Origin of the sequence: Thiosocius teredinicola (genome assembly GCF_002009425.1) — a bacterium.
GTDB lineage: Bacteria > Pseudomonadota > Gammaproteobacteria > Chromatiales > Chromatiaceae > Thiosocius > Thiosocius teredinicola.
Genome location: NZ_CP019936.1, coordinates 1,869,403 through 1,881,892, shown reverse-complemented (window position 1 = coordinate 1,881,892; position 12,490 = coordinate 1,869,403). Strand labels below are relative to the sequence as shown.

The 12,490-nt window shown below is 56.5% G+C and carries 9 protein-coding genes; 5 read left to right on the top strand and 4 right to left on the bottom strand.

The features are described 5' to 3' along the window. The first annotated feature begins 29 nt into the window (after window positions 1–29). The 5 genes from B1781_RS09080 to B1781_RS09060 all read left to right on the top strand — a co-directional run bounded on the left by B1781_RS09080 (window position 30) and on the right by B1781_RS09060 (window position 5,930). Window positions 30–443 (top strand): YciI family protein, encoded by a 414-nt coding sequence (locus B1781_RS09080; RefSeq protein WP_078119352.1) that lies wholly within the window; start codon window positions 30–32, stop codon window positions 441–443. Window positions 444–570: 127 nt separating this feature from the next. Next, window positions 571–1,779, top strand: a complete 1,209-nt coding sequence (locus B1781_RS09075) for an RNA polymerase sigma factor (RefSeq protein WP_334223934.1) — start codon at window positions 571–573, stop codon at window positions 1,777–1,779. A 244-nt stretch (window positions 1,780–2,023) separates the two neighbouring features. After that, complete coding sequence (locus tag B1781_RS09070; RefSeq protein ID WP_125931984.1) at window positions 2,024–2,623, top strand: hypothetical protein; 600 nt, start codon at window positions 2,024–2,026, stop codon at window positions 2,621–2,623. A gap of 225 nt (window positions 2,624–2,848) precedes the next feature. Continuing rightward, complete coding sequence (locus B1781_RS09065; RefSeq protein ID WP_125931983.1) at window positions 2,849–4,411, top strand: PP2C family protein-serine/threonine phosphatase; 1,563 nt, start codon at window positions 2,849–2,851, stop codon at window positions 4,409–4,411. Between the two features lie 517 nt (window positions 4,412–4,928). After that, window positions 4,929–5,930: a cytochrome-c peroxidase gene (locus tag B1781_RS09060; protein ID WP_078119348.1), complete on the top strand. Its 1,002-nt coding sequence runs from the start codon at window positions 4,929–4,931 to the stop codon at window positions 5,928–5,930. 46 nt (window positions 5,931–5,976) lie between these two features. Here B1781_RS09060 and B1781_RS09055 read toward each other — a convergent pair whose 3' ends face one another. The 4 genes from B1781_RS09055 to B1781_RS09040 all read right to left on the bottom strand — a co-directional run bounded on the left by B1781_RS09055 (window position 5,977) and on the right by B1781_RS09040 (window position 12,470). Continuing rightward, on the bottom strand, window positions 5,977–6,630 hold the full coding sequence (locus tag B1781_RS09055) for a c-type cytochrome (protein WP_125931982.1): 654 nt from the start codon (window positions 6,628–6,630) through the stop codon (window positions 5,977–5,979). 600 nt (window positions 6,631–7,230) lie between these two features. Beyond that, complete coding sequence (locus tag B1781_RS09050; protein WP_078119346.1) at window positions 7,231–7,887, bottom strand: response regulator transcription factor; 657 nt, start codon at window positions 7,885–7,887, stop codon at window positions 7,231–7,233. 171 nt (window positions 7,888–8,058) lie between these two features. Continuing rightward, window positions 8,059–10,995: an ATP-binding protein gene (locus tag B1781_RS09045; RefSeq protein ID WP_334223933.1), complete on the bottom strand. Its 2,937-nt coding sequence runs from the start codon at window positions 10,993–10,995 to the stop codon at window positions 8,059–8,061. A gap of 68 nt (window positions 10,996–11,063) precedes the next feature. Then, window positions 11,064–12,470: an OmpP1/FadL family transporter gene (locus B1781_RS09040; protein WP_078121993.1), complete on the bottom strand. Its 1,407-nt coding sequence runs from the start codon at window positions 12,468–12,470 to the stop codon at window positions 11,064–11,066. Between the last annotated feature and the right edge of the window lie 20 nt (window positions 12,471–12,490).

Below are 12,490 nucleotides of genomic sequence, written 5' to 3'. Positions count from 1 at the left end.
GCCACACAAATTTGGTAACGAGGTAAAGCATGCGATTTATGATCATCGTAAAAGCCACCGTAGATTCGGAAGCCGGCGTGATGCCCAGTGCCGGATTGATTGCCGAAATGGCCGATTACCACGAGCAACTGGCCAAGGCCGGCGTGCTGCTGGACGGCTCTGGGTTGAAACCGAGTAGCACCGGCTGGCGCATCGACTATGACGGAGACGAACACAGCATCACCCAGGGCCCATTCGCAGCCACCAAAGAACTCATCGCCGGCTATACGATGATCCAGGTGTCGTCGCGCGAGGAGGCGATCGAATGGAGTCGACGCTACCCCAACCCCGCGGTCGATCATGGCGTCGGGCAGATAGAGGTCCGCCAGCTATTCGAGCTCGATGACTTTGAGCCCAGCGAGGGACTTGAGCGCATGCGCTCGATGAATGAACAGCCAGGCTGAATACCGGCAGATGGCTTTGGCCTCGTTTCGAGCCGCGGTCATCATCGGTTACTACCAGTAATTGTGTATGTCGCAGCAATCATCACATCGCGCTATCGAAGCCGTTTGGCGAATAGAGGCCTCGAAGGTGATCGCAGCAGTCGCACGGCTGACGCATGACATCGGGCTGGCGGAGGATTTTGCCCAGGATGCGCTGATCGCAGCACTGGAACGCTGGGCCAAGGAAGGCATCCCCAACAACCCCGGCGCCTGGCTGACGACGGCCGCCAAGCACCGCGCGCTCGATCACCTGCGGCGTGCACCGATGCTCGATCGAAAACACCAGGAGCTGGCCCTTGGCACCGAGTCGTCGCACAGCGATGACCGTCTCATCGATGCTCTCGACCAAACGGTCGAAGACGACGTATTGCGCCTGATCTTCACCGCCTGCCATCCGGTATTGTCGGCCGAGGCTCGTGTCGCGCTGACGCTCAAGGTGGTCGGCGGCCTGTCGACGAAGGAGATCGCACGCGCCTACCTCAAATCGGAAACCACGATGGCGCAACGGATTGTGCGCGCCAAGCGGACACTGTCTGAGGCCAAGGTGGCTTTCGCTTTGCCCGCACAGCAAGAACTCGACGAACGCCTCGCCTCCGTGCTCGAAGTGATCTACCTGATCTTCAACGAAGGCTATGCGGCCAGCAGCGGCGAGCACTGGATTCGCCAGTCGCTATGCGACGAGGCCTTGCGCCTGAGTCGGATCTTGGCCGAATTGATGCCACAGATGCCCGAGGTGCACGGCCTGTCGGCCCTGCTCGAACTGCAAGCATCCCGCAGCAAGGCCCGCGTCGGCAAAGATGGCGAACCAATTCTGCTGCTCGACCAGGACCGCACGCGCTGGGACCAGTTGCTGATCAAACGCGGGTTCGCGGCTATCCGACGTGCCGAATACGCGGCGCAGGAAAACAACGGCGCCTTTGGCCCCTATTGCCTGCAGGCCGCGATTGCCGCCTGCCATGCGCAGGCTTCCATCGCCGACAACACCGATTGGCAACGCATCACCGCACTGTACGACGCGCTGGCGCAGATCACCTCGTCACCGGTTGTCGAGCTGAACCGTGCAGTGGCAGTCGGTATGGCCTTCGGACCGCAAAGCGGTTTGGAGATTGTCGACGTGCTCATGCAGGAGCCGATGCTGAAGGACTATCCACACTTCTACAGCGTGCGCGGCGACCTGCTGTTCAAGTTGGAGCGGATGGCAGAAGCCAAGGCGGCGTTCGAACGTGCCGCCGAGCTCACCAATAACGAACGGGAACTGGGCGTTCTCCAACGTCGCATCGCCGACTGCCGTTCGTAACGAACACAAGACCGTCCGCACCCTACTCTCAACGCCCGCACCGCCGCCCCTCGGCCTGGATGGTCGTGAGCCAGGTCGAACTTTTCGGCTTTGGACCACGGCATCAATTGGAGGACTTGCGTAGGCGCGTTAGGATCCGGATGCATTTTTTGGCTCAGCAAGTCCGACCATGCGTAGTCGACGCGTTTGATTGGTCCGCAAACCATTCAAGCCTGGATGGCCACGTCGTTCTCCAAGCAAGACCGTGCAAGGACTGCTCTATCAAGGTTGCTTTGGAATTAGCGTGAAAACTTTCTTGTATGGCACAGCAATACTCCTGGCCGCTTTCTTGGCAGCGGGCGTGCTTTTTTACGTTTGGCTGTTTTATCTGGCCGTGCCGGATCGATACGAAGTCGCCGCCGAGATCGAACGCGCCGAACCCGAACTCGACGTAATCGACATCACCTTGCGACATCGTCCCCGGGGACGCCCCGGCGATCCGCTGCGGAGTTACCTGACCAGCTTCACCGGCACCACAACACTGCGTGAAGACATGATCAGGTCGGCGCGGACGGATGTCGAAATCAGCGAACTGTGCGGCCATAGCGTTTCGCGCAGCGGTCACCGGCCTTCGATTTATCGGGTCTCGGTGCCTGCAGGAACACGCCTGCGGATCACAGGGGACGTCAACGTACGCTACCGCGACGGCGGCTGGGATTGGGGATCGATGGGCGTTTCTCGCACGGATGTCGATAGCGGCGAACTCGTTCTCGGACAGACGCGAAGCTGGGCCGACGATCAAGATAGCGTGCTGGTAGCCGGCGATCCGGACTTCACTGCGTTCTGCGAGAAGTCCGCCGGCTAGTCGATTGGTCTTGCAAACCTTGGCACGCAGCGGTGCCTTCAAGGCCCCACGTTTGGTGCAGCAACGGCCGCAGTCACCCGGTGCGCATTCTCCCGCTGCGTGAAGTAGCAAGACGCCGATCGGCAGTCAAAAGCGCTGCAAGCAGCAACTCGGATCAGAGACACTCGCACACCCAGCATTTTGTTCCTATTCTCGTGACTGGGCTATCTAAAGAAGATCCCCGGGTTGCCGCTGCCTGTTGATGGCAGATGGGCCCGACGCGGCCCCACTTCGACACCAGCCAGGGATAAAGGCCGCGATGCAACAATCCATGTCATGACCGGGCAGGCAGCATTCTCTTCCTCGGATGAACGCAGCCGCGTCTTGTGCAAAGAACACACGGACCTGCTGTTCGCGCACCTGAAGAGTGCCTTGGTAGCCAATATCCTGGTTGCAGGCGTCACTGCCGCTGCACTGGGTCTGAATCAAGGTCATACCGGCATCTGGCTGTCGAGCCACGTGTTGCTCACGGTGTTTCGCCTGGTGCTGGCGCAACAATACCACCGTGCCCAACCGGGTCCGGATAACCTTCGGCCCTGGCTGACCACCTATGCTGTAGCCGCCGTTCTCACCGGACTGACATGGGGATTGCTGCCATTCACGCAACCGAACATCCATGAAAGCAACAGCGGCTTGTTCATGGGCGTTGTACTGGCCGGCGTGTCCGCCGGCGCCTTCGGTTCGATGTCGGCAATCAGGCTGATGTATGCCGTTTATGCGGCAACCCTGTTGGGTACCTTTGCGTGCTGGTCTGCGTTCTTTGCGTCACCCACGCAGCCCGAGATTTCCGTGTTGTCGCTCGTCTTCTTCGCAACGCTGATGGTTGCTGCGAAACGCTACAACGCCCAGCTGGTCAAGGCCTTCGACCTCGGTCATCGCAATCAGGATCTGCTCGACAAACTGCGGAGCGACCACGCTGAACTACGAACAGCGCAAAACATGATATTGCGCGAACAGCAAGTGGCTTCACACGTCATGGAGAGCATCATCGATCCGCACGTCTGTGCCCAAAGTGGGGTTCGCCACTATCAACGATCTCTGCAGAATTTTGTCGGTGATGTGGTGCTCCTGGACAAAGTCGGTGACAGGTGTGTTCGAATCTTGCTGGGAGATGCGACGGGACACGGACTGTCGGCGGCGCTTGCCGCGATCCCGGTCGCCCAAACGTTCAGCACGATGAACCAAAAGAATCTGCCGCTTTCCTCTCTTCTCGACGAGCTGAACCGCAATCTCCACCGCCTGCTGCCGACCGGCATGTTCATGGCGGCAGCAGTGATCGAGATCAGTGCCCTTGATGGTGAGCGGTGTCGCGCGCGCATCTGGAACGGCGGTCTGGAAAATCTGCTGATCGTTGGTGGCTCCGGCGAAGTGGTGGAACTGCCATCGGACAACCTGGCACTCGGCATCCTCGCTCCCAAAGACTGTTCGACGCGGTTCGTCGATTTGACACTGGAAGCCGACGACCGCGTGTATGTCTACACCGACGGAATCACCGAGGCAGTGGACGCCACCGGCATTCCCTTTGGGCGTGCCCGACTCGCCAACGCAGCGCGACTAGCGCGACACGATGCGAATTCATTTGATGAGGTGATGTCCATCTTCAACAATTTCATCAGCGACACGCCGATCGGTGATGACATCACGCTCCTCGAGATTCATGCCGGTCAGTTGGCTAAAAACCTGGGCATAGATCCCGCCCTCGCAACGACGAACGGAACCAAAGCCACTGCGCGCGACGCAAACGGATGACATGCCGGCAAACGCCATTCCGTATCGCGTTGCGAGCACGGTTCGCCTCGCAAGCGAAGCGCCGAGAACAAATCGCTATCGACGGGAGAACATCCCTGCGCAGCGGTTGACCTTGTTGATCTCGCGCTCAATTACCGAGCCATTGGTCCACGTGTAATCCCCGTCTTCGACGTCGCTACCCAGCAACCAACCGATACGAAAGAAATGCCCGCCGAGCTACAACGGTTTGTGCTGCTCTCGAGTAGCGCGAAACGCGAGTGCAATGTCATCGTGGCGCACCTGTATTCGGTCCAGCTGCCATCCCCAGCGAAGGACTTTCTACATCAGCGTTCGAAAAGCAAAGATTGATTGACGCATGTCAGTGAGCCCAATTTAGACTTAGGCTAAAAATAACCTCACTCCAAGCCTGGGAAGTCACTCGCGGATTGCGAGCGGCATGCCGCACGAACAAGCCGCACATCCAAAGCCGTGTTGTTTGTAGGCCGGAGGATACACTTCTGACACTCGAGGGATAACCATGAAACCTTTGAAGCGCGCTATAGCGGGCGTCCTGGTCGGTGCCGCGACCTTTGGCACCGGCGCTACCATGGCCGAAGAACCGATTACCCCTATTCGTCCGGCGCAGGAAATCAACCTCGCCCAAGCCGAGCTGGGGAAGAAACTGTATTTCGACCCACGATTGTCGAAGTCCGGCTTTATCTCGTGCAACTCTTGCCACAACCTGAGCATGGGCGGCACCGACAACCTCAAGACCTCGATCGGCGACCACTGGCAGCAGGGTCCCATCAACGCACCGACGGTGCTCAACTCCAGCCTCAACGTCGCGCAGTTTTGGGACGGTCGTGCGGCCGACCTCAAAGCGCAGGCCGGCGGACCGATCGCCAACCCTGGTGAAATGGCATTCACCCACACCCTGGCTGTCGACCTGCTCAAATCCATCCCGGGCTACGTCAAGGAGTTCAAGCTGGTGTTCGGTAGTGATGACATCGACATCGACATGATCACCGACGCCATTGCCGAGTTCGAGAAGACTCTGGTCACCCCGAACTCTCCCTTCGACCAGTGGCTGCTGGGCGATGAGGACGCGCTGACCGCAGACGAAAAGACCGGCTACAAGTTGTTCAAGGACAGTGGCTGCACCGCTTGCCACAACGGCTCTGCCGCGGGTGGCAACACGTTCCAGAAAATGGGTATCGTCGAGCCCTACGTGAGCACCAGCAAAGCTGAAGGCTTGGTGGCTGTGACTGGCAAAGATGCAGACCGCTTCAAGTTCAAGGTGCCAACCTTGCGTAACGTTGAAATGACCTACCCTTATTTCCACGATGGCGAAGCCGAGACCCTGACCGAAGCGGTCGACATCATGGGCCGCTTGCAGCTCGGTAAGAAATTCACCGACGAAGAGAATGCGCAGATCGTGGCATTTCTCAAGTCTATGACGGGTGATCAGCCGAACTTCGCGCTGCCGATTTTGCCGCCGTCTTCCGAGAAGACCCCGCTGCCGAATCCCTGGGCGAAGTAAGCTACGACCAAGTCAGAGCAAGGGCCGGTGAAAACCGGCCCTTTTTTTATTTGCCTTCCGAGTCACCCGTCGGAGGTGGATTACTCGCGTAAAATTCAGCCAGCGCCAACAGCTCCTTGTCGGAGAGCTTTTCCAATCGTTCCTGCATGATGGGTGGCCTCGGCAGATCTTTCGACGACTCCCTGTAATCGATCATCTGGTAGTAGAGGTAGCCCTTCGCCTGCCCGGCGATCGGTGGCGTATCCCGGTCCTGAAAATGGCCGTTCTGCTCGTGACACTTCTCGCAATATTCTTCGTGCAGCAGCTTTCCTTGTTGTGCCAGCTCCTCGTCGAACTCGCCCTGCACGCCGGCCCAAGGCTTGCTGCCGTAGTGCAACGCCATCATCTGCAGCTGACTGCTTTTATAACCCTTGGCGATCCGCCCCATGACGGTTGAAGGACGACGGTCTTTCCTGAAGTCCTGCATGGAGGCATAGAAGTATTGGAAGTTCAGACCTTGAATGGTCGGAATGTGTGTCGACTGGTTGACCCCATCGGTGCCATGACAACCGGCACACGATGAATAGAGAGAGTCAGAATACACAGTACCGGGAAGCAACAAACTCACATTCAACAGGAAACAGAAAGCCTGTTTGCGGCTCTTTCCGAACGACATCATTCCCCCTGTCTGGACTGAACAAATCGGGTTGGCGACTGCCAAATCTAAGAATACCGCTATTGCCCCTTTTGATTAAGCGAACGCAGAGCTGCGGCGCAAGATTCTTCTAAATCTTCCCAAACAAAATAACGGACCCTTGTGGGGTCCGTCTTATGTGCCTGCCAACCAAGCAAAGTTTTGGTAAGCGCGAGTGGTCTCGAACCATCGCCACCCACCATGTCAAGGTGACGCCGGTTACCCACCAACCTCGTATTAAAGCGAACAGCAAGACATTGCTGTCTCACTGCGACTCAAAGTACGCCACCGTGACTCAATAACCTACGTGACTTTTTCCCAAAAAACGTTCCCCGCGCATGGCCGTGCCAACCGCTACCGCGTGCCTATTATTCTCCTCCCCCCTCCCCTTTCTCACTTTGCCATACTCGGCCGAGGAGTTGCGAAAGAGGCGGCTGTGAGCACACACGAAGACAATAGACTCGTCAAACACTTCAACGAGTTCATCGACCGGCTTGATCGATTCGGCGCGGGCGGTGCGGTGGAAGCTGCATTATTCAGTGGTCACGAAATGTTGAGGCGAGCCGTCGATCCATAGCTGCTCTGCCTCAATGTCAGCATAGCGTTCGCAGCTTCGCATCATGTGCTTCACTTGCGAGGCTTCGACTCCGACGGCGCCAACTTTTCCATCATTCGAACGAGGTCGGGTAAAGTCCGAACATTCATCTTGCTCATGATGTTATGCCGGTGCACCTTGATTGTCGTTTCAGAAATACCAAGCTCTGCGGCAACCTGCTTGTTAAGGTAGCCTTGCACTATATACGCGACAACCTCCTTCTCTCGGCCCGTGAGTTGCTCGAATCTTTGTCGAACCCTGGCAATCTCCTGCGCTTCATGCTGGTCGTCATGTGCGCGAGCCAAGGCTGACCTGATTGCTGAAATCAGATCCTCATCCCGGAACGGCTTAGCGAGAAACTCGATAGCACCGTGTTTGATCGCGCGCACCGCCATGGGAATATCCCCGTGCCCAGTGATAAAAACTATCGGAATACAGATACCTGCGCGAGTGAGCAGCGCCTGCAATTCGAGACCGCTGAGATCAGGCATGCGCACGTCTAGTATGAGGCACGCTGGACTTGATTTCCTGGGCACGGCAAGAAAGGCAGCCGCACTGGAAAACGTTTCGACATTTAAACCAACTGAACGAATGAGACTGCTGAGCGCCTCTCGAACAGAGAGATCATCATCCACCACATATACCCATTCAGCAACTTCGTCAGTGCTGGGAGACTTTGTCGTATCCATGTTTACATGAGAATACTCAAATGAGCGCGTGCGCTTCGCCAATAGAACAGTTGGAACTTTGCCTCATGAGACCCTTCAATATCTGTGATGTGCTGCTACCGCAATTCCAGGCCAGGAATATGACCTATCGCCTCCGCCAGGTTCTTTCCAGTGATGCAATCGAGGTAGTGCTTACTGATCTGGGATAGTGAACGAAAAACAACCTCCAGATCCGTTCCCCTGCTCCAACCACAAACGCCCACCATGGTTCTCAACAATTCCCCGGCTAATGGCGAGCCCCATGCCCAAACCCTTCTGTTTGGTAGAAAAAAAGGCTTCGAATAGCTTCCCCTCGGAACCTTGTTCAACGCCGGGCCCGCTGTCTTGTACGGTGAATCTCACACCACCGGAAGAGAGCGGCACCGCAGCAATGCTAACACTGCGATCGCCTTCACTTTGCTCACACATCGCGTCTATCGCGTTTACAATTAGATTCAGGAGCACTTGCTGGAGTTGCACTTGATCGGCCATGACAAATAGGGTCGATTGTGCTGGCACCACAGTCACTCGGACGCTTGCATCGGCAAGCGTCATCCTCAACATCTGAAGCAGCTCGTCCAGCATGAGCGAGACATCGACAGGCTCTCGGTGAATCTCATTCGCTCTAAGAAAAGAGCGAATCCGCGAGATCACAGAACTGGCCATCGAGGCATCGCGGTTGACTCGCTGCAGAGCGGCCACCACTTCATCGCGGTTGAACGATTCAGGCGAAATCCAGCGTAGCGCTGCCTCACTATTGGTGATTACGGCAGACAAAGGCTGGTTGATCTCATGTGCGATAGAAGCAACGAGCTCCCCCATGGCTGTATAGCGTCCCACTCGCGCAAGCTCACTACGGGTAGTTGCAAGCGAGCGCTCCGCCTGCATACGCAGCGTAGTGTCTTCGACAAGCACAGCCAGCATCGGGCCATCTTCTTCCACAGCAGGGATACGCGACACGCAGACGTTCGCCCACAAGAAACTCCCGTCAGTTCTTTCGTAGCGCTTTTCGCTCTTGTAACTGGGAAAATCTCCTTTAAACAAACCATCCACATTACTCTGCGTCTTCGCTCGTTCTGCGGGCTCGGTGACCTCGATCAGTGAGACGCCGATCATCGAGTCCTCTTCGTAACCAAGCATACGCTGCAGTGCTGGATTCGCCGACAGCACCCGCCCGTCTCTGTCGGCCAGCGCAATGCCGACAGCGGTGTTCTCGTAGAGCCCTAGCCAGCGACGATCGAGCACCCGCAATGCCGTCAAACTGCGTTGCAGAGAGTTACGGCTATCGACCAAGTTCGCTGCGAGGTCCAGGATGTCTGAGGCTTGCGAATTGAGCTCTCTCTGCAGGACATTCACGGTTCGCTTAATTGCTACCAGGTTCCGCGCGCGAGCTCGCAGCTCCTGTGCCGAGAATGGCTTGACGAGGAAATCCTGAACGAAATTTTCTAGAAGATTTTCTCGCAGCTCATCATCGGACCGGGCAGACAAAACCAGAATCGGCACATTCGGGAAGCTCGCCTGCGCCCGCAAAGCCTTGATAAAGCGCTCGCCATCCCATGACGGCATCATCAAGTCAGTGATTATGAGATCTGGCGGATCAGAAACAGCACTCTGAAATGCCGATTTTCCATCCTCGAGTAGCGTTACGTTGTACTCGTCGGACAGTACGTCGTAAAGAAACAGGCGGAGGTCGGCGTTATCTTCTGCGACCAACACCGCCGGCCTGCTTCCTTCCATCGCAACTCGTTTGGGTAGTGGCAGCTCTCGCTCAAGTGGAGCGGAGGGATCCATCGAGGCTGGGACCTCCTTGCCAATACTCTTGCGTACGAACGTACCCTTGGGCGCTCGCGCGGGAATCTCAACTTGGAACATCGCACCTCCTCCGGGGGCATCGAGTACCGCCACAGCCCCCCTATGCAACTCCACAAACTCTGTGACGATGCTCAGCCCGAGCCCGCTACCAGTACTAACAGTTCCGTCGCCGCCTTGTGCGAATCGATCGAAGATATGCTTTTTCATTGCAGCAGGGATGCCCGGACCATTGTCTTGGACAGTTATTAGTATTCGCCCTCGAGCAACACTCTCTGCTGTACACACGATCTGCCCACCCACCGGGGAAAACTTAAACGCATTTGATACGAGGTTGCTTAGAACCCGAACAAACTTTGCACGGTCTAAATCTGCGTATAACTCCCGGTCCCCGAGTACGGTAAGCGTAACCCCACGATCCTGTGCCGCAGCTTCGAAGCCTGCGGCTACCTCTCTCAACATTGCGGACACATTCGCATGTACATAGGCCATTGGCATTCGATCTGAATCGATCCGCGCCAAATCCAGCAAATTGTTCACTTGCTGCAACAAAGAGCGTGCGTTGCGTTGTATCGCTGCAAGCCGAAACCGTTCCCTGTCGCTCAGGTCTCCGCCTTCCTTGAGCATTTGATCTACTGGACCGAGGATCAGCGTCAGCGGCGTACGCAGTTCGTGACTCACGTTTGCGAAGAAACGGGTCTTGTAGCCATCGAGCTCTTTGAGTCGCTCTAGTGCCGCCTGCAACTCCCCATTCTTACGTGACAATTCGGCGCTTTGCGCGATCTTTTCGGAAATGTTTCGACCTTCAGGAAGCAGAAAGGCGACCTTGCCGTCATCGTCCAGAATCGGGGTTAGAGAAAAATCAATTGCGATGGTCCTACTTCCCCGGTGATCCCCAAAGACCTCGAAGTCGCAGCGTACAAATTGTCCGCATCGAGCTTCTCCGATCATTGCACGGACCCGCTCTCGAACATCGTCGGACACCGCCCACCACCGAGCTTCCCAAAACGGCTTGCCGACGACGTCGCAAAGACCCAGCCCTGCGCCATCAAGCGCAGCTTGGTTGATCTCCAACACTGTGCCATCCACATCCAGCAAACCAAGAAACTGATACATGGAGTCGAGGATGATCCGCGCCATCTTCTGCCGGCGTACTTCTTGCTCATCATCGGCGTGGATCACAACGCCTCGAACCGAGGTCCCCCGTTTCCGCTGGCAAGCGCCCTCGTCAGGTTTCATTTTTTGACCATCCCATCCAGCTCCGCTGAGCACCGCGTCCATACATGGTCGCGAACCAGAATCATGCACAGATCCCTATGATTCCAATCACAAGCAATCACAGTGTCGTCTTAGAATCGGTAGGAATATACAAGCGTTACATTGTCCTGAGAATGATTCACGCGGATAGGTGCGGAGGTATTCGGCGTTCCTTCGTTGTCCATTTGCTCTTCAAAAGCGTGCGACCAAGCAAAATCAAGACTTGCACGCTCTGAGAACGCGTAGCCCGCCCCAAGTGACACGTGCTTTTTCGGAACTGCCGGAACGACTGCAAAAAGCGTTGAACCGCGCAACGCCTGCTGCGCGATACGAAACCCGCCGCGCAGCGTCCACTTGTCGCTGGCCCGATAAGCAGCTCCTACGGCAAGTACGGTCTGGTCGCGATAGTCTTGGGGTAGCAGAATGTTGATATCGCCACCACTATCCGACACAAATCCAACCTTGATGTCCTTCATGACATCTGACCAATAAACCCGAGAAACATCGACTGCCACATCAAGCTTATCCGACACACGTTGGCTCAAGCCCAGGTTTAAGACCGCAGGCATCTGGAAGTCGCGGATAGTGATGTCTCCGGGCAAGGCAATCTGGCCCGCAACACCGTCGATTGCCGTAAGGGTTGCCCTACCCTCCATATCTGCGACTCGACTCTTGGCCGTGTATGCGACGCCCACACGAGTGTCTTCAGAGAAAGCATAAGTCATTCCGACCCGAGCCGTATGGCCCCATGCGCTCACCCCGCTCTTGATAGGGGAATTGCGGGTCAGACTGAAATGGGCACCACGCAGATCAGGCAACCCCCCAAGCACCGGCACAAGCGAGCCCGACACCCGGCCTGCACCCATTAGACTTCCCACCTGATCTGCACCTAGAAGCAGGTCAAGGTTCAGACCTTGCCAGGTTGCATCGACTCCCGCCCCCAGCGTTAGCGACTCGGAAACCTTGTAACTGGCGGCCAACGGTATATTGAGGACGAGCAGTCGGCTCGAATTGCCTAGTTCCGTATCTAGATTCCCGCTTGCTCGCGACAGGAAACTGTCGCGCCCGTACTCGGTTCCAAGTCCGCCTTGTGCGAATACACCTGCGCCGAGCGTCAATGAACCGATCTGTCGTCCGTACGCGATCTGTGGCGCAAAATAGGGGTGACGGTTATTGCCATGAGAATCCGACGATACGTGTTCTCCGGTCGCTTTGTTTTTGACCTCGATATCCGTGCTGACGAAGTCGAATCCCAACTGAATCTCGCTACCAGTCTCCATCAGCGAAAGCGTCGCTGGGTTCGTCATCATTCCGGACAGACCAGTATCGTAAGCGGTCGCGACTCCCCCCATACCTCTGGAGATCGCACCAAATCCTTCAAAACGAAAAACATCGGTAGCGTTGGCCGGTTTAGCGCAAGCTGCCAGCGCCAGGATGCCGGCAATGAGCCGGAAGTTGCGGCCAATAGTGTGAGGCGATTGGTGCTGCTTTATTGTCATTTTGGCTCCATTGCCCAACA

Excerpts from the sequence above, each read along its gene's own strand:
- B1781_RS09050 (WP_078119346.1), bottom strand. The coding sequence starts at position 7,887 with ATGGATACGACAAAGTCTCCCAGCACTGACGAAGTTGCTGAATGGGTA.
- B1781_RS09080 (WP_078119352.1), top strand. The coding sequence starts at position 30 with ATGCGATTTATGATCATCGTAAAAGCCACCGTAGATTCGGAAGCCGGC.
- B1781_RS09040 (WP_078121993.1), bottom strand. The coding sequence starts at position 12,470 with ATGACAATAAAGCAGCACCAATCGCCTCACACTATTGGCCGCAACTTC.
- B1781_RS09060 (WP_078119348.1), top strand. The coding sequence starts at position 4,929 with ATGAAACCTTTGAAGCGCGCTATAGCGGGCGTCCTGGTCGGTGCCGCG.
- B1781_RS09045 (WP_334223933.1), bottom strand. The coding sequence starts at position 10,995 with ATGGACGCGGTGCTCAGCGGAGCTGGATGGGATGGTCAAAAAATGAAA.